Genomic DNA, 23,315 nt, shown 5'->3' with positions numbered 1-23,315 from the left:
TAGTCCCGCGATGCTCGTCGCGGGACGTATCGAAACCACCACGTCGTAAAGCAATTCTTGTTACAAAATTCCTCTTGAACATCGTTGGTTTCGATACGGGTCTCGCTATCGCTCGCCCCTACTCAACCAACGGAGCACTTATGTTTTATATTCCGATTGTACCTCACGCACTGCGACGTAATTCATACCACCGACCTGCCTTACCATTCCTTTCAATTCCATAAGCGCCAGAGACGCGGACACTTTCTCGATGGGCAACTCGGATTGATTGCGGATCTCGTCAATCTGCATCGGCTCGTTCGTCAACACAGTTAATAGTTTTGCTTCGATTGCATCAGAGGGCATGATCTTACGTGCGGCTTTGTGTTCACCGACGCGCGTGATGTCTAATGCTTGCATCAAATCGTTGACGCTCAACAGCGGAAGCGCGCCGTTTTGGATCAATTTATTCGTGCCTTTGCTTTGCGGCGCAAGGATACTCCCAGGGACGGCGAAGACTTCACGTCCCTGCTCGGCGGCAAACTCGGCGGTGATCAATGCGCCGCTTGTCTCGCCCGCCTCTACGACAACGACTGCAAGCGACAAGCCCGAAATGATTCGGTTACGCGGCGGGAAGTTCGACGCGTCGGGCGGCGTGCCTGGCGCGTAATCGCTGATGATTGCGCCGCGCTCCATCATTTGTTCCGCGAGCGCGCGATGTTCAGGCGGATAGATCTTGTCCACACCCGAACCCAACACGCCAATTGTTCGTCCGCCCGCCTTCAACGTGGATTGATGCGCGACCGCGTCCACGCCGCGCGCCAGTCCGCTGATGACGGTCATGCCGTTCGCCGCGAGAAAAGCGGACAACTCTTCGGTGATCTGTCGTCCATACGGAGTCACTCGCCGCGTGCCGACGATGGCAACTGCGAATAGATCATCAGGCAGATATTCACCGCGGATGTACAACACAGGCGGAGGCTGGTCAATTTCTTTCAGTCGCTGCGGATACGCTTCATCCTGCCATGTCAGGATTTTGATTCCTTGCTTTTCGATTTTGTCCCAGACTTTATCAAGGTCGACATTTTCGCGCGCTTGCACCACGCGCTCGATCACCTTCAACCCCAAGCCTGCCTCAGCCAATTCGTTCGGCGCGGCTCCCCACGCGGACTCCAAGTCGCCGAAGTACGCGACCAGTCCCTGCATGCGGACTGCGCCGATGCCTTTGATCAAGTTGAAGCCGACCCAGAATTTTTTGTCGTCCATAAATTTGATTCTAACTCGGTGGTTGAGTAGTCCCGCGTGCTTTTCGCGGGGCGTATCGAAACCACAGGTACGCATACAATTTTTTGTAACAAGAGTTGCTTTACGGCATGGTGGTCTCGATACAGGCTCCGCCCTACTCGACCACCGTATCGTTTCCCCCGCAGTTTAACTGCGGGGGAACAAACTACTCGACCACCGTTATAAACCATCCAACAGATGAACCCTCACCAAACGGCGGGCAGGCTGAAGGTCCAGAATGACCGAGGGAATCGCGGGGAGGAGAATCTCCTTGCCTGAGTCATCCCGCACTACATAGACATCGTTCGCGCCTGTCTCCAGAATCTCGACCAACTCGCCAAGCGGATTGTCGTTTTCATCCACAACTTTGAATCCGATCATTTCGTGCTGATAGATCGTGCCCGCTGGCAGTGGAGGCGCATCCGCTTTTTTGACGAAGACCCATTGATTGCGAAACATCCCCGCGTCTTCGGGCGTTTCAACATTTTTGAATTTCACAAGCAGACCCGATTGATGCGGGCGCGCGCTGGCAAGAGTGACGGGCTTGTGTTCGTCGCCGACAAAAAGTTTTCGCCCGCTCTTCATGCGTTCGGGGAAATCCGTGTGCAAGTCCATGATGATCTCGCCGTGCAACCCATGCGGACGCCGTAAAAATCCCACGCTCAAATAAAGCGGCTCGCCTTTCGGCGAGCCTGTGACTTTTTCTTTTGCCATTATTCTGGCTCGACCACATCGAGCGTGGCTTGCTTGCCTTCGCGCTCCGCCGCCACTCGCAACAACGCGCGGATGGAGTTGGCGACCTTGCCGCCTTTGCCGATGACGCGCCCCATGTCGTCTTTCGACACGCTCAACTCGATGCGCGCGCGCGAACCGCCTCCCGATTGAGTCACGTGCACTTCCTCAGGATGATCCACTAACGACTTTGCGATGTACTCGATTAATTCTTTCATCGTATTGCGCTCTTTACGAAGTACACAATACGCAGTATTTCTTACTTCGTACCGCGTATTGCGTAATCAATAAATTTACTTCTTCACTTCTTTGCGTTTGGCTTCCGCCTCGTCCGCTTCTTTGACGAGCGTTTCAACTGCCTCGCCCTTCTTGAAGCGTTCCCAGCGGTCGAGCGTGCCAGAGGCTTTGAACACCTGCGCCACCGACTCGGTCGGCAACGCGCCGTTCTTCATCCAGTGATACACGCGGTCTTCTTTTAAATGGACTGTTGCAGGTTGGGTGCGGGGATTATAAAAGCCCAGAATTTCCAGAAACTTGCCATCACGAGGGGACTCTTTGTCCGCGGCGACGACGCGATAGGTGGGCTGACCCTTCAAACCGATACGACGTAAACGTAAACGAACCATCTTGCTTTTCTCCTATAAATTTTTGTGCATCCGCTGGCGTTAGAGAACGCCAACTACGCGACACATTTTGATTTACGTTTCAGGCAGGCATAGAGAGGTGTGTGTGAAAGGAACACATGCGGGCTGAAATCGCAGTCGCCATTTTACCAGACTTTCTCCCCGCTCATTTGCCTATCTTCTGCCAGCCGTTTTCCGCCTCGCAGGCTTGGAAGTTCGATAGCCCGCGTTCTTCTCGCCGACTTGCTTCTCAGGCACAAGCGAGATCAACGTTCGCAAGGCGCGGTTTACGCTCTCCGAATCAGGGAACCGCGCCGCGACATCGGCGTCAAGCAAAATCACCTTTTGCAGAGAATCAAAACTCTGCCTGGTGATCGTGCCGTCTGCATGACGGACATGAACCGAGTGAGCCTGCTTCGGTCCAAGATAATATTTGCCTCGCGCGCCCTTCTGCCCCTTGAAATCATATTCAGGGAGCATGTCGTCATCAAAAGTTTTAGATGTGTTATTCGCCTTCTTCATATAAATTTCTTTCAAGTTGAGTCGCCTTGCGACAACTGATCATTCGGATGAACACGCCTTCGGATGTCTCTTCTCTTTCCAAATGGACAACCAGCAAAAGTCTTTCGTTGAACGATGTGCCTATGCTGATCAACCGCTCTTCATGACGCGAATGAGACTCATCGTCAAACGTAATAATGAACGGGTCGTAAAAAATTGTCTTGCCTTCGTCGAAACTCACTTTATGTTTCGCCAGATTACTGCGCGCTTTATTGTCGTCCCACTGAAAAATATACTTCATGTCCAAATTATACCCCTCAGGTTTACAGAATCGGTAACGTGAACGAAATCCTCGTCCCCTGCCCCATTTCGGATTCCGCCCAAATCTTGCCGCCGTGCGCCTCAACCAGATATTTCGCAATGGACAGCCCCAGCCCCATCCCACCCGAATCGCTGGATTTGTAGAATCGGTCGAAGATACGACTCAGATCGTCGGCTTGGATTCCCTCCCCGCTATCTTGGACGAAGACCGTCACGCTTCGAATCTCAGGGACAGCTGATTCAGTCACCCCAACCTTTATCTCCCCTCTGCTTGGGGTATATCTCACCGCATTCGCCACGATATTCGTCAACACCTCGCGGATGCGCAATGGGTCAATTTCAATTGCTTCCACATCATCTAGTTGAAACTCAAACCTGAACTTCTTTTCATTTGCCCGTGATTCAAAACCCGAAAGGACTTCACGAATCAACAAACCCAAATCGGTCGCCTCGCGCTTCAATTGCAGTGACCCGCTTTCGGCGAGCGCGAGAGTCCGCAAGTCGTCCACCAGCCGCGAAAGGATTTGCGTCTCATCGTACAGCGACTTCAATCGCTCCGTATCCGCCGCGTAGACTCCGTCAATCATCCCTTCGAGGTTGCCCTGCATGATCGTGATCGGCGAGCGGAGTTCGTGGGAAATATCCGCCAGCATGTTGCGGCGTTGTTTATCGTTCAACTCCAATTTCTGTGCCATCGAGTTGAACTCCCGCAACAACGCGCGGACTTCAAACGGTCCCCGCTCCTCCACGCGCACGGCAAAGTCGCCATCCGCCACGCGGCTCGACGCTTCGAGCAATTCATCCAACGGCATGGACATTCGCCGCAAATTGCGAACGGCAAAAAATACAGTTGCTATCAAAATGAGGAAGCCGATAAACCCAAACGGCACGATGAAACCTGGGCGATCCATTGGCGGCATCATCGGCGGCATGTTATGAAATTCAACGAATGGATCGAGGAAGAATCGCAGCATCGCCATCACGCCGATGCACGCGAAGAAACTGAACAGGATGAAAAAACATCCCATCCTGCGGAAGAAAGGTTTGCCGCGCATGTGACGCCAACGTTTGGGGGGCCATTCTTCGTTGTCGGGCCACCAAGGTGGTTTGGAGCGGTGAGGGTGGGAGTGGGTCATTTCATTCATACTTCGGTGGTTGAGTAGGCGGCGTTCGTCCGCCGTATCGAAACCACCAGTTACAGACATACTCTTCAAACAGAAATTGCTTTGCTTACATGCTGGTTTCGATACGCCCTTCGCAACGAACGCTCAGGGCTACTCAACCAGCAGAGGCATCTTATTTATCCGAAAATTTGTATCCAACGCCGTACACAGTCAACACATACTTCGGCTCGCTCGCTTTGACTTCCACTTTGCGGCGGATGTTTTTGATGTGCGCGTCAATGGCGCGTTCATAAGATTCAAATGCCACGCCGTGAATCGCATCCAACAATTGGGCGCGGGTGAAGACTCGCCCAGGCTGGCGGGCGAGGGTGGCGAGCAATTCAAATTCGGTGGGAGTCAACTCTTCGATCTCGTGCTTCTCAGCAGTGACACGCATCCGCGGCACATCGAGAGTGAGGTCTGCCACGCGGATCATTTCTGAGCTCATGCTGGTCGCATTCTCAATCCGTCGAAACATTGCACGGACACGCGCCACCAATTCTTTCGGGCTGAATGGCTTGGTCATATAATCGTCCGCGCCGAGTTCGAGCCCGATGAGTTTGTCCGATTCGTCGGCGCGGGCGGTGAGCATGATGATCGGCGCGTTGGATGTTTTGCGAAACTCGCGGGTGAAATCCAGCCCATCGAGCTGAGGCAGGCCGAGGTCCAGAATGACCGCGTCGGGTTTATCCGTTTTTGCATGCGACAAGGCATTCTTCCCATCATGCGCGATCAAAACGCCAAATCCCGCGCGTTCGAGATAATCGCGCACGAGTTGGGTGATCTTGGGTTCGTCGTCTACAACGAGGATGGTTTTCATGGTGAGGGATGGTCGAGTTTCCACTTTCTACTTTCATTGGTGAAGAAAGTGGAAAGTGGAAAGATCGTGAGGCGGAGAATCTTGCCGCCTCACGACCATTATACGTTCTTATTCTTTCTTTTCTTCGGCCGACTCACCGTGCGCTTTCTTATGCCACTCATCGAACATTGGCGGGACGTTGTGCTCGCCCCAGCCATGACGACCTCCCCAGCCCCAGCGCGGACCCCACATCATCACGCGGAATGACTTGAGCGCGAGGACAAGCAGGAAGATGCCAACGAGGGGAATCAAGCATCCGAAGCCAAATCCGAATGGATGATGACCGCGCATCCCGTATCCATACTCGTAATGCGGATACGGCATGGGCATCCCTTCGCCCGAAGGCGCTTCGATGGTGATCGGCGAGCCTTGGGCGACTCCCGCCTGAAACGCGAAGAAGCCGATGGCGGCGATGACCGCCAGCAAGACCAACCCCGCAACGACACGTAGTGCAATTTTTCCGTTCATGTTTACTCCTTTGTTTTGAACTGATGCTCGGAGTATAGGAGTCGGTTGTGAATTCGGTGTGAAGAGAGGAGGGAACTTTGTAGTTCGTAAATTCCACAGTTTCCCATCATTCCCAACAATGCTATAATCGCCCCATGCAAGCGTTCGCCCCTTTCCCCAAAAATATCTCACGCAACGCATTGACCCGCCTGCGCGACGATTTGTCGCGCCGCGAGTCGGTCTTGCAAGCGATGATCCAACGCTTTGAGACGCAATACAACGTGTCGTTGGAATCGCTTGAGACGCGCCTCGCAGAAGGAAAAGGACGGGAGCACCCCGACTGGGAAGATTCCATCGAGTGGCGAAATGCGCTTGACGCTTTAAAGCAAGCAGACCTGATGAAGCGGGTGCTGGAATGGCTGCTCCAATCGAAGCCGCATTAAACCGTTTCGTCGCAACCTGCGCTCTTGTCGTCTCGGTACATGATCTTCTGACCAAGTGGCGGATTCAACTTAAGGGCGGCTATATTCTCGATATTTACTTCAACGAGAGCAACGATAAATACTCTTACACTCTCACACAGGGCGAGAAGCGAATTTTAGGCTGGGATAATGCCCCTCATCATTCCGATCTGTCAAGTTTTCCTCATCACTTTCATAACGCAGACGGAATCGTTGCCATTTCGGCGCTAACTGGTGATCCCAATAACGACCTGGAAATTGTTCGTTTGGAAATCGAGCGATTTTTGAAGGAGATGAACTATGAGTGATCTATATACCCTAAAGCATGGAGACCTCTTCGTTGAGTTCACGCGCTTTATTGCCATGCATCCCAAATTCAGCGAACAGATTCCCGATGGCGCGGAAGTCATTTTGCTCGATTCCCGCGACAAGGGCTATACGCGCTTTATGCTCAAGCACGCCCCAAAGAAAGATGTAAATGTTGTTTTTGTGGATGTTGGCGAACTTGCTCCTATTCGTTCTCGCGTAAAAAATCCAAAAGTTATCTCACGTGAGACGGCGAGGAAGGTCAGCACAAAGAACGGGAACTCCTCGCGTACCCGCAAGGCAAACTTGCGCTTTCAGCCCACGGATGTGGAGGGTGTATAATCTTCCTAGCGATGAAAAATGGCACACGCGGAAGCGTTTGCAGATGCTTATCATCTGCCTGAGGTGAACCATGAACATGGTGACAGTTAACGAGGCAAAACGCAATCTCGACTCGCTGATCAAGAAAATCTTTTCAGACGCCGAGCCGACGATTATCACGACCGAAACGGGTCAGCAAATTGTCCTTCTATCTTTGGATGAATTCAATTCATGGCAGGAAACAGCCTACCTGTTGTCTAATCCTGCAAACGCCGCGCGTCTTCGAAAGTCCATGGCGGAGGCGCAAGCAGGAAAGGTAACCGAGCGCGAACTGGATGAGGCATGAGGCTGGTCTTCACCGAATCGGCTTGGGAGGATTATCTATGGTTTCAGGAGAAAGATCGCCAGCTACTGAAACGGATCAATCAACTGATCAAAGACACAGTACGCACACCATTTGAAGGGATTGGAAAACCCGAAGCGTTAAAGGCGGACCTATCGGGTTATTGGTCTCGACGAATTGACGACGAACATCGTCTGGTTTATGGGGTATCAAAAACAGATCTCGTGATTATTTCCTGCCGCTATCATTACTCGAAGTAAAGCGATGCCCAACATGGCTGTTGTTACAAAACTCAACAAAGCAAAACGACACCGTTGCCACACGCGCTCTTTTCGCAAGACGTTGCGATGGATGAAATCCAGCGCGCATCGAAAGTATCGCCGCTCAGCCAAGCAGGCTATCAAAACGGGACAGGAAATAGATGAGAAGCCGCGCTTGACTTCGTGGGATGTTGTGTAGGAGAAAATGCTCCCTCGGTGAATTCACTACGACCAGCTCAATTCGGTTGTGACTTCGGTGTGAAGAGAGGAGGGAGGAAAGCTGCGAGACGGGCATGGCATGGCATAACAGGGCATCACATTGTTAGGAGTCAGTTCCTATGAAAAAATCAACAGCAGCGATTAGTGCAATCTTCATTACCAGCATTTTCATCCTTGCTTGTTCATCGGCGTACCTGCCCAGCCTGGCAACGGCAACCCCTCAAACAATCATCACTATCCCGCCCATGCCGACCGAGTTTTTCACTCAGCCTCCTCCAGCGGATACGCCTGAATCTGGAATAGGGTTGGAAAACGAAAATCTCCTGGCAGGACTACCCGATGGATTCAAGATCGGCTATCAGGCAGAGCAGGGAAATGAAACCATCACCGAGATGATCGCAGAAAACGAGACTGTCGAAGACTGGACAACCATGGTCACGGTTCTGGTTTATCTGGGCGAAAAGAATACCACCCCGCAACAAGCCCAAGAGACCATGACGAATCGCTGGTTCGGCGCGTGTGAGAACAGCGAGTCTTATCCTGTAGCCGATGGCGTTGAAAACGGATACAACTTCGTGCTTTGGATGTTATATTGCCCCTTGAACCCGTCCACGCAAAAAGTGGAGTTTACTTACATGAAGGCGATTCAAGGCAACGACAGTTTTTATCTTGTGCAAGTCGCCTTCAGGCATAAACCGTCAGAGGATGAAATTACACAATGGATGAACTACTTGCGTGATGTGAAAGTCTGCGATTCGAGAATCCCCGAGCGGGCTTGTCAATAAATCTCAGCAAAAAAGTAGGTCACGCTTTAAGCGTGACCTACAACATTAATCAGCCAAACCGCAATCACGCGACTATCAAACTACCCAACTAATAAACTATCCAACTAACCCCCAAACAACCTCCCCAATCCTTTTCCTCCCGTCTTCGTCAACATCTTCATCATCTTCTGCGCTTCGCGGAACTGTTTGATCAGGCGGTTCACATCCTGCACTTCCATGCCAGAGCCAGCCGCGATGCGACGTCGGCGTGAGGCGTTCAAAATGTCAGGGTCGCGGCGTTCTTTCAATGTCATTGAATGGATGATGGCTTCGGTCTGCTTGAAATTCTTTTCGATATCCTTCGGGTCAATCTGACGCGCGGCTTGTCCCATTTGCCCAGGCAACATGTCCATGATCTGCGCGAGCGGTCCCATCTTTTTCATCTGCTTCATTTGGTCGAGCCAATCTTCGAGCGAGAACTGTCCCTTCATCATGCGCTCGGCAGATTTTTGCGTCACTTCCTGATCGAACGCGGCTTCGGCTTTTTCGATCAAGCCGATCATGTCGCCCATGCCCAAAATGCGAGACGACAACCGCGCGGGGTCATATGTTTCGAGGGCATCCAATTTTTCACCCGTGCCGATAAACTTAATCGGCACACCCGTCACCGAACGGATCGAGATCGCCGCGCCGCCGCGCGAATCGCCATCCATTTTCGTCATCACCAATCCCGTGATCGAAACGTTATCGCGGAATCCCTGCGCGATGTTCAACGCTTCCTGCCCGATCATTGAGTCGACCACGAGCAACGTCTCCACAGGCGGGACTTTCGCCACGATGGACTTTAACTCGCTCATCAACTCCGCGTCCAACTGCGACCGTCCAGCGGTATCCACGATCACGACGCCGTATCCGCCCTTTTGGGCTTTTTCGAACGCGCGTTGGACGAGTTCTGGCGGCTTGACATTCAAATCAGACTCAACGGGGACATCAATCCGTTCGCCGAGTTGTTGCAGTTGAGTCACCGCGGCGGGGCGATACGGGTCGCCTGCGACGAGCATTACCCGCTCCCCTTTTGAACGCAGCATCTTTGCGATCTTGCCCGCGTGAGTCGTTTTACCCGATCCCTGCAAACCCACCATCATAATCACATGCGGCTTGGGACCAAAGAATTTCAGCGGCGCGGGTTCGCCGAGAGTCGCGATTAACTCTTCGTTGACTATTTTGATTACTTGTTGACCTGGAACCAACGCCTTCGACACTTCCGCGCCGACGGCGCGTTCACGCACACGCGCGATGAATGTTTTGACGACGCTGAAATGCACGTCCGCTTCGAGCAGGGCAAGGCGCACTTCGCGCATCGCCGCGTCCACATCCGCTTCGGAGAGTTTGCCGCGTCGGCGCAGTTGGTCGAATACTTGGTTGAGTCGTGAGGTGAGGTTTTCAAACATAGGTCAATTATACGTCATCAAGTTGAAGGGGAGATAAAGTCGAAGAGGGCGAACCAGACCGACGCCAAGAGAGAAGCGCGGCTCTTCCCGTTCTTGTTCCGCAAACTTTACGTCCGTCGCCCTTTCGAGTTACGTCACCGCGCTCGGGCTTAATAGGCGATTAGACGACAAACAGAATCGTACAATCTGGGGCTGTTGACATCCCACCTTGAAGGGGATAAAATCTCTCTACAAATTACGAAAAGACCTTCTCAAAGGAGTAGCAATGTTAGAAGAAATCAACACTCAGGTTATTGTAGGAACCGATACGCCCCAGATCACCCTCTCCAGCGCCGCATCGGATGCTGTCAAAAATATCCTTGCCGAACGTCAATTGGAAGGTTACGCTTTGCGCGTGTATGTTGCAGGCGGCGGTTGTTGTAGTGTGAACTTCGGCATGGCGTTAGATAACAACTTCCGCGATCTAGACACCACGCTCGAACTGAATGGCGTCAAAGTGGTGATCGACGAAGTTTCGATGGAATACCTTCACGGCGCGACGATCGATTTCATCGACGACCCTGAACGCGGCGCCGGCTTCGCAGTGGATAGCCCCAACGCAAAAGGGCACGGGCATGAGCACGGAGAAGGCGGTTGCGGTTGCGGCGGTTCATGCTCCTGCCAAAACTAACCGCTAAACGAAAAGAAAAAAGACCGATCTCTCGGTCTTTTTTTTATCTGCCGCGCAGGTATGAGATGACCGCGCCCATAAACCCCACCAATCCCAACAAGACAATAGCCAGCCCGGCAGGAATTGGCGGTTGCGCTTCGGTCACATCGCTGAAGGTCGGCGGCTCGATCACAGCAGGTGGAGTGAATGTCGGTAAGCGGGTTGCTGTTTGCTGACCGATAAAAGCCGCCTCCAGTGTCGGGTTGATCGTCGGCGTTGAAGCAAGCGTTGGTGTGGCAGGAATTTCTTCTAGCAGTAGAACCGCGCCCGGAGATAAAGATACATATAACCCGAATATCCATGCCGTTGAACCCGGCACGCCCGGATAATAGATCTTAATCCAATCCTCCCGGCCTTGCGCGCGCGTCAGCGCGGGAACTGTCTCGCCGGCTACCAAAACCCCCACTGCGGGATAATCAAAAGAGCTGGGTCCCGCATAAACACGGACTTGGGGAATACTTGGGTCAACCTTGACCGTTGGACCTGCGGGCGTGCCTGTCACGGTCGGAATACTGCCGGTCGGCTGTTGCGCGCGGACAACCGCCGGCTCTGTATAATCGAACAAAGCCAGCAGGAGGCAAACAACAATAATAAAGAAAACAGGGAATACCCGGACTTTACGAGCGTTCATCTTCGCGCGGTAAATGAAAAAACCAGCCCGATCAAGCCGAACACGCCGAGGATCATAATGAATATACCGGATGGAACCCCGGACGGTGAAACCGGCGCGCCTTCCTCAAACGACAACTCGGTCATCGGCGGAGGAGGCGTAAAGGTCGGCAACCGCGTCACCGTCGGCGTGAGGTGGAATTGGGCGGCAAGGGTTGGGTCCACCGTATTGGTGATTAGCGGCGTCGGTGTCGGAGGCGACTCGACGACCTGCAATTCGCCGCCAGAGACCGCCACATACGAAGCGTACACCCATCCGATACCGCCCTCATAAGAAATTTGGATCCATTCCCGTCCCGGCGAAATTCCCAGCGCGGGGAAGACATCGCCCGGGAAAATTTGCCCGACAATATCGTAGAAGGTTCCGGGCCCATTGCGGACATTCATTGGGTCGGTGTACGTCACGGTGATGACGATGCCGCCCGGGGTAGGCGCATCTTGATAAGCCTCCGCCTGCCCCGCCAGCGGAAACATGACCAACCCCGCGCAAAGAGCGGCGAGCAAGATTGAGAAAGACTTAAACCAAATTTGTTTCATTACGTATAACTTCTGTGAGAGACAAAACGCGACGACTCGTAGTCGTCGCTGATGAAGCGGATTATAATCGAAATCATGGACAGACGAATTTTTCACGGAAGTATAAAACCTGCCGATCTTGCGCATGCGCTTTTGGCAGAATTCAACCGCGGCAATATGCTTGCGCAAACCGTCGGCGGGCCGGAGAAGATGTCAGTACAGATCGCCACGCGAACGGGTTCCATGTCGGGCGGGCAGACCGCGCTCACGGTCAACATCCAAAAAACCGAGGATGGGATCATGGTTCAGGTGGGCGAGCAAGCGTGGCTGGGAGTTGCGGCGAGCCTCGGTCAGACGGCGTGGTCGGCGCTGAGGAATCCGTTCAATCTGCTTAGTCGACTGGACGATCTGGCGCAGGATGTTGAAAGCATCCAGCTTAGCGACAGGGTCTGGAAGTTGATCGACCGAACCGTCGCCGCTTTTGGCGCGTCACACGAGCTCTCTGAACGCTTTGCCCGCCTGACGTGCGATTACTGCGGTGTGGCAAACCCGGTAGGCGAGGGGGCGTGTCTGGCGTGCGGCGCGCCGCTCGGCGACGCCCAACCCAGCGCATGTAGGGCGTGCGGCTTTATCGTGCGGGGCGACGAAGCGGTTTGCCCGAATTGTGGACAAAAACTCCATTAGGCGACCTGCCTGTCGGTTTTGAAATTGTAAGTTTGCCGCCTTGCAGTTTTTTGTCTCCGCTTCTATAATACTCGCAAAAGTTGCAAATCAAAATGCGCGGTACAGGAAAATGACGAAACTGAATCTGGACCTGTTGGAAGCCAAATTACAATCACTCGTTGAAAACCAATTGGTTGGGATCTTACCGGGTTTGAAGTTGGAGGACCGGGTTATCCAACGCCTCTCTGCGGCGTTAAAACAAAATATCATCGATAAAAAAGACGCGGAGGGCGTTGCGCCAAATGTTTTTACGCTCATCGTCGCCCCCGAATCTTCCCCCATGTGGAAGGAACAGCGCACGCTCGATACACTCAAAGCCATTATTACCACAGCCGTGCGAGATTCCGGGTTGAAATTCACCGGCAACCCCACGATTACAATCTCAACAGACGACAAATATACGAACGACGATATTAGCGTGGTTGCCTCGCATAAACTTGAACCGGTCGCCGATACACAGGGCATGGAAAATAAAGGCGGGGTCACCAAAGAACTCGAAGATGACGCGTATGTGCCGGATAATGCCTTCCTAATCGTCGAAGGCGTGAAAGTGTTCCCGCTCACCGAGCCGGTTGCCAATATTGGGAGACGGTTAGACAATCAACTCGTCATCGATGATCCGCGGGTTTCGAGAAATCATGCCCAATTGCGCTCCATCAAAGGGAGATTCGTGTTGTTCGACCTAAATTCCACCGGCGGCACGTTTGTCAATGGACAGCGCACCAGCCAGACCGTGCTCTACCCCGGAGATGTGATTTCCCTCGCCGGCGTGGCGCTCATCTTTGGGCAGGACAATCCTCCTGTGCGCCCCGATATGGCGGAAACCTCTCCTTTGAATCCCAACGGTATAGGCAATAGCGAACGCCCCACCGCATTAGTGGACCAAAAAACAGTCGACATTAAAACAGACCGCCTGAAACAAGAACAACAAGGACGATGATCGCTACCGTTGTTTTGGTTCTTCGGTTTGCGCTGTCGATCGCGCTTTATGTATTTCTTGGCTGGGCGCTGTGGACGCTCTGGCGGGAACTTGACCAGCAAGGAAAAGCGCTCGCTGTTCAGAAAAAACCGCGGATTTCTCTGCGTTACAAACCGGAATGGGGAAACGATCGCACTCTTTCTTTTTTGCAGTCGGAGATCATCATCGGCAGGCATGCCTCTTGCGACGTTTCGCTGATGGACGAAACCCTGTCTGCCCAGCACGCGCGCATCACATATCATCACCGTCAATGGTGGCTGGAGGATTTGAATTCCACGAACGGCACCAGCCTCAACGAGAATCCGCTCACGACGCCGACGGTCGTGATCTCGGATGACGAATTCCAATGCGGAAACGTTGCGTTCGTGATCCGCATCGACACCGAAGAACCGATTTCCACCCAATAGGATATGAATAAAACCATGGCAGACACCATCAAACTTGCCGTCATCGGCGGTTCGGGCTTGTATGAAATTCCCGGTCTCCAACACGCGCGGGAACAAGCGATCGATACCCCGTTCGGGAAGACCAGCGCGCCGATCGTCACTGGGACTCTTGAAGGCGCTCCGGTGGCTTTCCTCGCCCGTCACGGGATCGGGCATCACATCACGCCAACGGAAGTGCCGTATCAAGCCAATATCTTTGCGTTGAAATCCCTCGGCGTGGAGCGGATCGTCAGCATCAGCGCATGCGGGTCGCTGAAGGAAGAGTTTGCGCCGGGGCATATTGTCATCCCTGACCAACTCTACGACAATACACGCCTGCGCCCGCGTTCATTCTTCGGCGAAGGGTTTGTGGCGCACGTCAGCGTGGCAGACCCGTTCTGTGGGGATTTTTCTTCCCAAGTTGAATCAGCCGCGCGGGAGGCGGGAGGCGTTGTGCATAAGGGAGGGGCATTCATCACGATCGAGGGTCCGCGCTTTTCCACGCGCGTCGAGTCGAATACTTTCCGCTCCTGGGGCATGTCGATCATCGGGATGACCGCGGCGCCCGAGGCTTTTCTGGCGCGCGAGGCTGAAATCTGCTACGCAACGATGGCGCATGTGACCGATTACGATGTCTGGCATGTGAGCGAGGAACCTGTCACTGTGGACATGGTCATCCAAACCTTGAACCGAAATACATCGCTGGCGCAAGAAGCGATTCGCGCGCTCGCGCGGAACTTCACGGCAGAACGCAACTGCGATTGCGAACGCGCGCTTGCTACCGCGCTCATCACGCGCAAAGACGCCATCCCTGCCGAGACTCGTAGAAAATTAGACCTGCTCGCGCATAAATATCTCGAAGAATGAATCGCGTTATCCAAAGCAACCTGCTGAAATTAGCGGCTGTCTTTCTTGTTTTACAGTCCATCATCCTTACGCTTGCGCCCGCCGTCAAGATGCGAACGCTCGATGCCGATTTGCGATTCTCGCATTGGATCGCTTTGTTCGTTTGGGGGTTGCTTGTTTTTCTGATCCACCGCGCCATCGTTAAATACCTGCCAGACGCCGACCCGTTCCTCTTCCCTACCGCCGCGCTACTGAGCGGATGGGGCTTGCTCGCCATCTGGAGGCTGGACGCTTCCAATATCGGGCCGCGCCAGGCGCTATGGCTTGTGGTTAGCCTGCTTGTTTTTTTGCTGGGCTTGCGCCTCTCCTCGCAACTTGTTTTTCTGCGCAGGTATAAATATCTCCTGTTTGCCGGCGCGCTGGCGCTTGTGGGGCTCACATTATTTTTTGGAACCAACCCCATCGGTATCGGTCCGAAATTATGGTTTGGTTGCTGTGGGTTATATTTTCAGCCCTCCGAACCGCTCAAACTTTTGCTGGTGGCATATCTTGCGGCTTTTCTGGCAGACCGCATCGCGTTAGGCGGAAGAATGCTGGCAATCATCATGCCCGCTTTCATCATCAGCAACCTGGCAGTATTATTGCTCCTCTTCCAACGCGATTTGGGCACCGCCTTGATCTTTATGGCGCTCTACACGATCATCATCTACCTTGCCACCGGGCGGCGCCGAGCCATATTGGTCAGTGTCTTATTTATCGCCCTGTTTGGAATCGCCGGGTATTACTTCATTGGGGTCGTGCAGGCGCGTATCGACTCCTGGCTTCATCCATGGGATGACCCGATCAGCGGTTCGTATCAGATCATTCAGGCTTTGCTTGCCGTCGCAAACGGGGGCATCGAAGGGCGCGGACCCGGGTTGGGCAACCCCGGGATCATCCCTGTGGCAGGATCGGATTTCATCTATGCGGCAATAGCGGAGGAAACGGGTCTTTTCGGGACCCTCGGCCTGCTTGCCCTCTTCATCTTGATCGTCGGGCGAGGTTTTCGCGCGGCTTTGCGCGCGCCAGATCTCTTTCGACGGTTGTTCGCGGCGGGAATCACCTCGTACTTTGGCATTCAGGCATTGCTGATCGTCGGGGGAAATATTCGCCTCCTGCCATTGACCGGTGTTACGCTTCCCTTTGTTTCCTATGGCGGCTCATCCCTGTTGGTTTCGTATATCGGGTTGTTGTTTCTCATGCACATTAGCAACCACTTGGACGAAGAACCCGCGCCTCTACAAAATCATCAACCTTACCTTTTCGTGAGCGGCGTTCTCTCATTGGGGTTGTGTATTGCCGCGCTCGTAACCGGATGGTGGTCTGTCGTTCGCGGACCAGATTTATTGACCCGCGTGGATAATCCTCGGCGAATGATCGAAGATCAATTTGTGCGGCGGGGCGCGCTCCTGGATCGTTCCGATACCATTATCACCACCACCATTGGCAAGGTTGGCGAATTGGAACGCTCGTATAAATACCCCGATCTTGCGCCTGTGACCGGTTACAACCACGCCAAATACGGGCAGGCTGGGCTGGAAGCGTCGCTCGATGAATACCTGCGCGGCAATAAAGGCACGCCGGCGACTACCATTTGGTGGAACCACCTGCTCTACGGCATGTCGCCCACAGGGTTGGATGTGCGGTTGACGATCGATCTCTACCTGCAATTTCGCGCCGATGAAATGTTGCTGGGTCATTCCGGCGCGGTGGTGATGATGAACGCGCAGACAGGCGAAATCCTTGTGATGTCTTCGCATCCTACGTTCAATCCAAATCACCTGAACGAGATCGGGCAGAGCCTGACCAGCGATCCCGATCAGCCGTTGATTAACCGCGCCACCCAGGGGCTATACCCCACCGGCTCGGTTATCGATCCGTTTGCCGCGGCTTTGTTTGGCAGACAATTTGTTACAAGCGAGGAACTTTCGTCTTTGCATGAGTCGATGGGTTTTCTACAGCCGCCGCAACTTGAATTGCCGGCGGCTGAGTCGCTTTCTACCAGTGAGCTTGAACATTTCCATGTGTCGCCTCTGCAAGTTGCGCTGGCATCTGCCGCGTTGAGCAATCATGGGGTTATCCCCGCGCCGAGTATCGCATCGGCGGTCAATACTCCAGTGGAGGGTTGGGTGGTGCTCCCGGTGTTGGGAACGCCGGTGAGGGCGATGCAGGCGGAAATGGCGGATGAGGCGTCTTTGTCGTTCATCCAGAAGGGCGACAATTTTTGGTCGCATCTTGGGAAGGCTAGCGAGGGCGATACATCCGTAACGTGGTTCCTGGCTGGCACGCCGGGGAACTGGCAGGGCACGCCGTTCGTCGTGGTGGTATTGATCGAGGAAGATAATGAGCGCCTTGCCGAGCGGGTCGGCCGCGAACTCATTGTGGATGCGATGAGTCCATAGTAGCGCCTGCCAAGATGTTTTATTTGGCGATAAACGAAACAGGGGTATCGAGCAGGTTTGGCAGGGCGTTGCTTGACAATCCCCTACTCCCAAAGTAAAATTCCGCACGCTTAACCAAAGGAACATCGCCGAGATAGCTCAGTTGGTAGAGCACGCGACTGAAAATCGCGGTGTCCACAGTTCGATTCTGTGTCTCGGCACTATCGGTGAACGTTAACCGAATGCGGGCGTAGTACAGTGGTAGTACGTCTCCTTGCCAAGGAGAAGGTCGTGGGTTCGAATCCCATCGCCCGCTCAGTTTTTTTATGGCGTCGTGGCCAAGTGGTAAGGCAAGGGTCTGCAAAACCCTCACCACGGGTTCAAATCCCGTCGACGCCTCTCTCAAGTTTTGATAGACGGTTACAAACTTTTGAAGAATGAACGCCGCAAGGCGTTTTTTTGTTGCCACAGCATGATGCGCAAGAATTGCAAACCTCAACCGCTCATTTCAGCATATAATTGCCTTAGTAACTTATCCTGTCGCTGATCGATCATGCATTTATGACGACGCAAGATTACAATTCCATCGATGAAAATATTATACGTTGAAGACGATCCCGCTCACGTAGCTCTCACCGAGCGAGCGCTTGAAGATGCGTTTCAGCGCGGGTTTGAATTAATCCACGCAGAGACGCTTTCTGCCGCTTTGGATATCCTCGATTCGCAAACCGATATCGATCTGGTGCTCTCCGATCTTCGCCTGCCGGACGGGACCGGGCTAGATCTGTTGACGCATGTCAAAAGCCGCTCGGCGATCATGCCGGTTGTTCTCGTTACTGGCCAGGGCGATCAGGAAAATGCGGTTGCGGCGCTCAAGGGTGGAGCCACCGACTATCTCGTCAAACAAAGCGACTATTTACTGCGCCTGTCGGTGGTGATCACCAATGCCATTGCCCAGAGCAGATTGCTGAAGGAACAAGCGGCATTACGCGATACGGAGATCAAATACCAAACGCTCATTGAACAAACGCCGGCCGTCGTTTTTCTTAGCAATGCAGACGACAAGGAAACAGGGGTCTATGTTTCGCCTCGTTACGAGGAATTGACCGGTTTCACCCCAACCGATTGGTATTCGGATCCTACCCACTGGTTCAAAACCATTCATACCGACGATCAAGAGAGAATCAGACAGGCGTTCGTCCTATCACATAACAAGGAAACGCCCTTTCGTGAAGAATATCGGATCGTGCGGCGCGATGGCCAAGTGATCTGGATCAAAGAGGATACCAGCCTGATCCGTGATAATCACGGGGTCCCGATCTACTGGCACGGCATCCTAGTGGATATTACGAAAGAGCGGGAAATTCAAACCGCCCTGCAAAATGAACGAGATTTTGCCCTGCAAATCCTCAATACCATGGCGCAGGGTCTTACCATCACCAATGAACAAGGCGTGTTTGAATACGTCAATCCTGCGTATGCGAAAATAATCGGGCGGAGTCAAGAGGACATTATCGGACAAAGACCCTCAGATTTTACCGATCCGTCCATGCGCGCGGCGCTTAACCGACAGAGTGAAATCCGTCAGCGCGGGCAGTCTTCAACCTACGAATCCATACTGCTCCATAAACAGGGTCATACCGTGCCTGTGATTATCAGCGGCGCGCCGCGTTCAAACGAGATTGGAAAGCGGGGCGCGATTGCGGTGATCACTGATCTCACTGCCATTAAGAAAGCGGAGTCGTCGCTTTCCCGGCAAGTGAAGGAGTTGACGGTTCTGCACATGGCTTCGACGGCCGAGGCGGAAATTGCCACCTCGGAAAATGAATTGATCGAAAAAATTACCAGCATCATAAGCCATGTTCACACAGAGGTGTGCGGCATCCTTTTGCTGGATTCTTCCGGCGAAGTCTTGTTTCCTCATCCCTCCTACCGCGGGGCGAATATCTCCAGTTGGAGGGATGGATTCCACATCTCTCAGGGAATCACCGGAAAAGCCGTTCGCCTTGGAAGACCCATCAGGACCGGCGATGTAAGTAAAGAAGATGTTTATGTGCCGATCGCAACCGAAATTCGCTCGGAGTTGTGTGTGCCGATCCAGGTTAATGAGCGGACCATCGGCGTAATCAACGTGGAGAGCAGATCGCCGGATGCGTTCGACGATGGCGATGAGCGATTCCTGGTTACCATTGCGGGAGGGCTTGGAAGCGCCATTGAGCGGCTTCGCCTTTATAAAGCGGAACAACGCCGCGTGCGAGAATTGGAAATCATCAACCAGATCTCCGCCGACCTGCGCACTGCCCAGACCCTGGATGAAATGCTCGTAATCTTGCTGGATGAAACAATGCGTTTGATGAACACCGAGCATGGTTCGATTTGGCTCTTCAGCCAGACGGACAACCTCCTTGTTCAACGGATCGCCAAAGGGAACGAACTGAATATATCTGTGAAAGAATTAAAACCCACGGAAGGAATCGTTGGGCGAACCTTCGTCACCGGCACAAAGTATATTTCGCGCGATTTAAGAGCCGATCCATTAACCTACGAGAAAAACCGCGATAGCATTTTACCCGGCCTGGGAGGGGTCGCCATTCCGATTCACTCGACAGCGGGAATTGTGGGCGTTTTGGCGATTTTCATCGATTCGGAGCGGCACATCACGAATGACGAAGTAAACCTGATGACCATTCTGGCGGAGATCGCCGGCAATGCCGTTCACCGCACGGAATTGTTCGAACAGGGGCAGGAACAAATCCGCCGCCTGACAACCCTGCGCGATATCGATTCGGCGATCGCATCCTCCACCGATTTGAAAGTAACGCTTAGTATCCTGACGGAATATTCTGTCAGACAATTGAAAGTCGACGCCGCCGAGATCCTTATTTATCGACCGGAGATCCAGAGTTTATCCTACCTGTCTAGCGCTGGGTTCAAAACGATCACGCCCACCCGCCCACTGGTGCGAATCGGCGAGGGATTGGCTGGGCAGGTGGTAATGAAGGGAAGAATCGATCATGTGATCGACTTGAAAAATTCTCCTGAAGCCCGTCGAGATCCATTCTTGTTACGCGAGGGATTTGTTACATATATCGGCATCCCGCTGATCGTCAAAGGACAGATCAAAGGTGTCTTTGAGGTGTTCCATCGTTCGCCGCTTTCCCCCAACGCAGATTGGATGCAATTTCTCCAAACGCTCGCTGGTCAAGCCGCCATCGCCATCGACAACGCGCACTTATTTGAAAATTTACAAAAGTCGAATCAGGAACTCACCCAAGCATACGATACCACCCTTGAGGGATGGGCGCGCGCGCTGGAACTGAGAGACCGCGAAACCGAAGGACATACCCGCCGCGTAACCGACCTGACCTTGCGGCTGGCAAGCGCCATGGGTATCAAAGAGGAAGACCTCGTAAATATCTATCGCGGAGTGCTCCTCCATGATATCGGAAAAATGGGCGTTCCAGACCAAATCCTGAAAAAAACAGGACCACTTACAGCCGATGAATGGGATGAAATGCGACGCCACCCGCAATATGCCTATGATTTGCTCGCCCCCATCACATTCCTGCGCCACTCGCTCGACGTTCCTTACTGCCATCACGAACACTGGGACGGTAGCGGATATCCAAATAAATTAAAGGGCGAACAAATCCCGATCTCTGCGAGGATCTTTTCTGTCGTCGATGTTTGGGACGCCCTGCTTTCAGACCGATCATACCGAAAGGCTTGGCCCCGCCCAAAGGTGATCCAATACATCCGCGAAAACTCCGGCGCGTTGTTTGACCCCGAGGTGGTCAATGTGTTTCTCGCGATGATCGCCGAAGATGAACAAAAAGATGATTGATCGCAATTCGACTCTGGGGCCCTGATTACCTTACAGAGTGCGTTTGGATGCAACCCCTTGCACCGCCCACAAGGGCAGGTGAAAACGCGTCGCTGATCCAAAGGGAAAAATCTGCGTTTTCCGCCTGAAGGTACTGGGGCGCATTATTTGACCCGCAAGAATTTGCGTTTACCCACTTGGATTACGCCAGGATGCGGAAAAGGTATGTCTCCGCGCTCAATGGTTTCCCCATCGAGTCGCACTCCCCTCTGATCGAACAACCGCTTCGCGTCTGACCGGCTTGCCGTGAGTTTCGCCGCGAGAATGACATCCAGCACGGTTTGCCCCGGCTGTAATTGGAACTCGGGCATTTCATCGGGAATCTCTTTTTGCTGGAACATCTTCACAAAAGATTCCTGCGCCAACGCGGCGTCGGCGTCGCCATAGAAAATCGAAACAATCTCGCGCGCCAACCTCATCTTCACATCGCGCGGGTGCGCTTTCCCTTCGGATAATTCTCTTTCGAGGCTGTCGATCTCCCCCGGACTCCAGCGCGTGACAAGCCGCATATAAACGCCCATGGCAAAATCGGGAATGGACATCAACTTGCCATACATATCGTCCGCACCGGTGTTGATGGGCACGATATTCCCGATAGATTTGGACATGCGTAGCACGCCGTCGGTGCCGGGCAAGATTCCCGTGATGATGCCCACCAGCGGCTTTTGCCCAAGCGCCTCCTGCAATTTTCTCCCCGCCACAATGATGTTGAATAACTGGTCCGAGCCGCCAACTTGAACGTCGGTTTGCATGGCAACCGCGTCATAGCCTTGCATCAACGCGTAAAAAGTTTCGTGCAGGTAGATCGCCTCGCCTTTTTCCAGGCGTTTTGCAAAATTTTCACGGGCAAGGAATTGCTGAACCGTGAAGTTCTGCCCCAGGCGGATCAGATCGAGCAGGGAGAGTTCACTCAGCCACTCTCCGTTATATCGAACCTGCGTCTTCTCCCTGTCGAGAACACGGAAGGCTTGATCGGAATACGTCTTCGCGTTTTCAGCCACTTGCGCTTCCGTCAGAATCGGGCGCGCTTTATTTTTGTCAGACGGGTCGCCGACCAACGCCGTGTAACTGCCGATCAGAAACGTGACCTCATGACCCAGATCCTGAAACTGGCGAAGTTTTCGCATGGAGATGGTATGCCCGAGATGCAAGTCGGTGGAGGTTGGGTCGTAGCCGCAGTACACGCGCAAAGGTCTGCCTTCTGCGAGACGCGCGCGCAGTTCAGCAGTCATTGCTTTCTTGGTATCTTCGTCACCGTATTCGGTGCCTTGCATCAATAATTCAACTTGTTCTTCGATATTCACGAACAACCTCCGGGCACAAATAAAAACGCGCGGCGCAACGGCGCCACGCGTTCAAGTCGCCATCGCTGAGTTAGGGGCGGCGGTAGTCATAGGATTTTTCTACGCGCGAGAAACCAGACATGCGCCGATTATAAACCATCACTGCCCAAGATTGAAGACAAACGACCAGGGACCGCGGATCGTGTAAAACTCATCGCTAAACACGATCTGCTCCGCCTCTTCCTGCGACAGGCTGTCTGGTTTGCCCACCACCTGCATGACCGGCGCCCCATTCACATCGGAGCATCCGAGCGTGATGCCTGTGCCTCGTTCGTTCATGGTCTGCTGAATTTTTGAAATGTAAATGTTGCAATAATCCTCCGGGCGCGGCAGGGCGGCAATGGCGTCCACAGTGATCGTTACCGCCGAGAGATCGGCATCGGGCGGAACGTTGAAAAAGGACAACATATCACAGCGAAGGCCAGACGCGCCCTCCACAGGTTCTTGAATGCTTAGCAGGGTCGAGGCGAAGTCGAACAACGCCACACCGCCGTATTGCAAACTTGCGCCCCAAATCGACCAGTCTGACCCGTCGATCAACGTGAAGCAGACTTCCGCGTTGACGTTTTTTCCATCGCGCCAGGCGCGGGTTGCGCTCACATTGATTCCGCTGGAGGATTGAACCGGCGCCGCAGGAGCCGATTCAATCGTCGGGTAAGATTGATCGATGAGCGCTGTCGGCAAGGGTTGAACAGCCCCTTGAGGGAATCCGCCCGGGGCGCACGCCGTAGATAACAACAGGATCGCAACCAAAGTTCTTTTCATGCT

At 53.4% G+C, this 23,315-nt stretch carries 28 protein-coding genes and 3 tRNA genes; 17 read left to right on the top strand and 14 right to left on the bottom strand.

The window, feature by feature from the left end; all coding sequences use genetic code 11:
- Positions 1-138 precede the first annotated feature (138 nt).
- The 9 genes from dprA to IPM31_13060 all read right to left on the bottom strand — a co-directional run bounded on the left by dprA (position 139) and on the right by IPM31_13060 (position 5,930).
- Positions 139-1,245, bottom strand: a complete 1,107-nt coding sequence (gene dprA, locus IPM31_13100; protein MBK9007918.1) for a DNA-protecting protein DprA — start codon at positions 1,243-1,245, stop codon at positions 139-141.
- A gap of 198 nt (positions 1,246-1,443) precedes the next feature.
- Positions 1,444-1,977, bottom strand: coding sequence for a 16S rRNA processing protein RimM (gene rimM / locus IPM31_13095; protein ID MBK9007917.1), 534 nt, complete (start codon positions 1,975-1,977; stop codon positions 1,444-1,446).
- Complete coding sequence (locus IPM31_13090) at positions 1,977-2,213, bottom strand: KH domain-containing protein (protein ID MBK9007916.1); 237 nt, start codon at positions 2,211-2,213, stop codon at positions 1,977-1,979. Before IPM31_13090 ends, rimM begins: the two co-directional genes overlap by 1 nt.
- A gap of 75 nt (positions 2,214-2,288) precedes the next feature.
- Positions 2,289-2,621, bottom strand: coding sequence for a 30S ribosomal protein S16 (gene rpsP, locus IPM31_13085; GenBank protein ID MBK9007915.1), 333 nt, complete (start codon positions 2,619-2,621; stop codon positions 2,289-2,291).
- Between the two features lie 171 nt (positions 2,622-2,792).
- A complete protein-coding gene (locus IPM31_13080) occupies positions 2,793-3,140 on the bottom strand; it encodes a hypothetical protein (protein MBK9007914.1) in 348 nt (115 codons plus the stop codon).
- Positions 3,124-3,420 carry a BrnT family toxin gene (locus IPM31_13075; protein ID MBK9007913.1) on the bottom strand — a complete coding sequence of 99 codons (297 nt, stop codon included), beginning with the start codon at positions 3,418-3,420 and terminating at the stop codon, positions 3,124-3,126. The genes IPM31_13080 and IPM31_13075 overlap by 17 nt, the downstream gene beginning before the upstream one ends.
- A 22-nt stretch (positions 3,421-3,442) precedes the next feature.
- Positions 3,443-4,576 (bottom strand): HAMP domain-containing histidine kinase, encoded by a 1,134-nt coding sequence (locus IPM31_13070; GenBank protein ID MBK9007912.1) that lies wholly within the window; start codon positions 4,574-4,576, stop codon positions 3,443-3,445.
- A 160-nt stretch (positions 4,577-4,736) separates the two neighbouring features.
- Positions 4,737-5,423, bottom strand: coding sequence for a response regulator transcription factor (locus IPM31_13065; GenBank protein ID MBK9007911.1), 687 nt, complete (start codon positions 5,421-5,423; stop codon positions 4,737-4,739).
- Between the two features lie 108 nt (positions 5,424-5,531).
- Positions 5,532-5,930, bottom strand: a complete 399-nt coding sequence (locus IPM31_13060; protein MBK9007910.1) for a hypothetical protein — start codon at positions 5,928-5,930, stop codon at positions 5,532-5,534.
- Between the two features lie 134 nt (positions 5,931-6,064).
- Between IPM31_13060 and IPM31_13055 the strand changes: the two genes are divergently transcribed.
- The 7 genes from IPM31_13055 (at position 6,065) to IPM31_13025 (ending at position 8,604) form a co-directional block, all read left to right on the top strand.
- Complete coding sequence (locus IPM31_13055) at positions 6,065-6,352, top strand: hypothetical protein (protein ID MBK9007909.1); 288 nt, start codon at positions 6,065-6,067, stop codon at positions 6,350-6,352.
- Positions 6,325-6,678: a hypothetical protein gene (locus IPM31_13050; protein ID MBK9007908.1), complete on the top strand. Its 354-nt coding sequence runs from the start codon at positions 6,325-6,327 to the stop codon at positions 6,676-6,678. Before IPM31_13055 ends, IPM31_13050 begins: the two co-directional genes overlap by 28 nt.
- Complete coding sequence (locus IPM31_13045) at positions 6,671-7,018, top strand: hypothetical protein (GenBank protein ID MBK9007907.1); 348 nt, start codon at positions 6,671-6,673, stop codon at positions 7,016-7,018. The genes IPM31_13050 and IPM31_13045 overlap by 8 nt, the downstream gene beginning before the upstream one ends.
- 70 nt (positions 7,019-7,088) lie before the next feature.
- Complete coding sequence (locus IPM31_13040; protein ID MBK9007906.1) at positions 7,089-7,343, top strand: type II toxin-antitoxin system prevent-host-death family antitoxin; 255 nt, start codon at positions 7,089-7,091, stop codon at positions 7,341-7,343.
- Complete coding sequence (locus IPM31_13035) at positions 7,340-7,600, top strand: Txe/YoeB family addiction module toxin (GenBank protein MBK9007905.1); 261 nt, start codon at positions 7,340-7,342, stop codon at positions 7,598-7,600. Before IPM31_13040 ends, IPM31_13035 begins: the two co-directional genes overlap by 4 nt.
- Before the next feature lie 13 nt (positions 7,601-7,613).
- The gene (locus IPM31_13030; protein ID MBK9007904.1) at positions 7,614-7,799 is read left to right on the top strand and encodes a hypothetical protein; all 186 of its coding nucleotides are present in this window, start codon (positions 7,614-7,616) and stop codon (positions 7,797-7,799) included.
- A gap of 139 nt (positions 7,800-7,938) precedes the next feature.
- Positions 7,939-8,604: a hypothetical protein gene (locus IPM31_13025; protein ID MBK9007903.1), complete on the top strand. Its 666-nt coding sequence runs from the start codon at positions 7,939-7,941 to the stop codon at positions 8,602-8,604.
- Positions 8,605-8,708: 104 nt separating this feature from the next.
- Here the strand turns inward: IPM31_13025 and ffh are convergent, their stop codons facing one another.
- Complete coding sequence (ffh, locus tag IPM31_13020; GenBank protein ID MBK9007902.1) at positions 8,709-10,034, bottom strand: signal recognition particle protein; 1,326 nt, start codon at positions 10,032-10,034, stop codon at positions 8,709-8,711.
- A 265-nt stretch (positions 10,035-10,299) separates the two neighbouring features.
- Between ffh and IPM31_13015 the strand changes: the two genes are divergently transcribed.
- Complete coding sequence (locus IPM31_13015; protein ID MBK9007901.1) at positions 10,300-10,704, top strand: iron-sulfur cluster assembly accessory protein; 405 nt, start codon at positions 10,300-10,302, stop codon at positions 10,702-10,704.
- 43 nt (positions 10,705-10,747) lie between these two features.
- Here IPM31_13015 and IPM31_13010 read toward each other — a convergent pair whose 3' ends face one another.
- Together IPM31_13010 and IPM31_13005 are read right to left on the bottom strand one after the other, a co-directional pair.
- Positions 10,748-11,374, bottom strand: a complete 627-nt coding sequence (locus IPM31_13010; protein MBK9007900.1) for an SH3 domain-containing protein — start codon at positions 11,372-11,374, stop codon at positions 10,748-10,750.
- Entirely contained in the window at positions 11,371-11,949 is a 579-nt protein-coding gene (locus tag IPM31_13005; GenBank protein MBK9007899.1) for an SH3 domain-containing protein, read from the bottom strand. The genes IPM31_13010 and IPM31_13005 overlap by 4 nt, the downstream gene beginning before the upstream one ends.
- A gap of 75 nt (positions 11,950-12,024) precedes the next feature.
- On the opposite strand from IPM31_13005, the gene IPM31_13000 reads away from it, so the two are divergent.
- From IPM31_13000 to IPM31_12960, 9 genes are all read left to right on the top strand, one after another.
- A complete protein-coding gene (locus tag IPM31_13000) occupies positions 12,025-12,612 on the top strand; it encodes a zinc ribbon domain-containing protein (protein ID MBK9007898.1) in 588 nt (195 codons plus the stop codon).
- 109 nt (positions 12,613-12,721) lie between these two features.
- Positions 12,722-13,591, top strand: a complete 870-nt coding sequence (locus IPM31_12995) for an FHA domain-containing protein (GenBank protein ID MBK9007897.1) — start codon at positions 12,722-12,724, stop codon at positions 13,589-13,591.
- Positions 13,588-14,037 carry an FHA domain-containing protein gene (locus IPM31_12990; GenBank protein MBK9007896.1) on the top strand — a complete coding sequence of 150 codons (450 nt, stop codon included), beginning with the start codon at positions 13,588-13,590 and terminating at the stop codon, positions 14,035-14,037. Before IPM31_12995 ends, IPM31_12990 begins: the two co-directional genes overlap by 4 nt.
- Positions 14,038-14,052: 15 nt before the next feature.
- On the top strand, positions 14,053-14,922 hold the full coding sequence (mtnP, locus tag IPM31_12985; protein ID MBK9007895.1) for an S-methyl-5'-thioadenosine phosphorylase: 870 nt from the start codon (positions 14,053-14,055) through the stop codon (positions 14,920-14,922).
- Positions 14,919-17,342: an FtsW/RodA/SpoVE family cell cycle protein gene (locus IPM31_12980; GenBank protein ID MBK9007894.1), complete on the top strand. Its 2,424-nt coding sequence runs from the start codon at positions 14,919-14,921 to the stop codon at positions 17,340-17,342. The genes mtnP and IPM31_12980 overlap by 4 nt, the downstream gene beginning before the upstream one ends.
- A 127-nt stretch (positions 17,343-17,469) precedes the next feature.
- Positions 17,470-17,542 (top strand) — tRNA-Phe (locus IPM31_12975).
- A 23-nt stretch (positions 17,543-17,565) separates the two neighbouring features.
- Positions 17,566-17,637 (top strand) — tRNA-Gly (locus tag IPM31_12970).
- Positions 17,638-17,649: 12 nt separating this feature from the next.
- Positions 17,650-17,720 (top strand) — tRNA-Cys (locus tag IPM31_12965).
- 190 nt (positions 17,721-17,910) lie between these two features.
- Entirely contained in the window at positions 17,911-21,165 is a 3,255-nt protein-coding gene (locus tag IPM31_12960; protein ID MBK9007893.1) for a GAF domain-containing protein, read from the top strand.
- A gap of 143 nt (positions 21,166-21,308) precedes the next feature.
- Here IPM31_12960 and IPM31_12955 read toward each other — a convergent pair whose 3' ends face one another.
- Entirely contained in the window at positions 21,309-22,508 is a 1,200-nt protein-coding gene (locus IPM31_12955) for a tyrosine--tRNA ligase (protein MBK9007892.1), read from the bottom strand.
- Between the two features lie 138 nt (positions 22,509-22,646).
- Positions 22,647-23,312: a hypothetical protein gene (locus IPM31_12950; GenBank protein ID MBK9007891.1), complete on the bottom strand. Its 666-nt coding sequence runs from the start codon at positions 23,310-23,312 to the stop codon at positions 22,647-22,649.
- Positions 23,313-23,315 lie beyond the last annotated feature (3 nt).

It is taken from the genome of Candidatus Defluviilinea gracilis (assembly GCA_016716235.1).
Classification (GTDB): Bacteria; Chloroflexota; Anaerolineae; order Anaerolineales; family Villigracilaceae; genus Defluviilinea; species Defluviilinea gracilis.
The sequence above is the reverse complement of the archived record's forward strand: the minus strand, read 5'-3'. Positions and strand labels throughout refer to the sequence as shown.